Genomic DNA, 271 nt, shown 5'->3' with positions numbered 1-271 from the left:
TGGCGGCCGTCGACGGCGGCGAACAGACAATCGCGGTCGCCGCAGCGGTTGCGCGCGTGGCGCAACAGCTGCAGAGAAATGTCCAGGCCGAGCACGCGATGGCCCGCGCGCAGCAGCGGATGTGAGGCGCTTGCCGTGCCGCAGCCCAGGTCGAGCACGGTGCCGCGTTCGACGTCGTGCCTGGCCAGGCTTTGTGCGAACGCGCGATCGCGCAGGCCGGCCAGATAGGCGTTCTTGAGCCCGCGGCGATCGTTGGGGTCGATGATCGCCG

At 70.5% G+C, this 271-nt stretch carries 1 protein-coding gene; it reads right to left on the bottom strand.

Annotation, left to right across the window (positions count from 1 at the left end):
* Nucleotides 1-271: class I SAM-dependent methyltransferase (locus tag HKX41_11570; GenBank protein NNC24771.1), on the bottom strand; the 271-nt coding region annotated here is incomplete at both ends.

The sequence above is a fragment of the Salifodinibacter halophilus genome, assembly GCA_012999515.1.
Lineage (GTDB): Bacteria > Pseudomonadota > Gammaproteobacteria > Nevskiales > Salinisphaeraceae > Salifodinibacter > Salifodinibacter halophilus.
The sequence above is the reverse complement of the archived record's forward strand: the minus strand, read 5'-3'. Positions and strand labels throughout refer to the sequence as shown.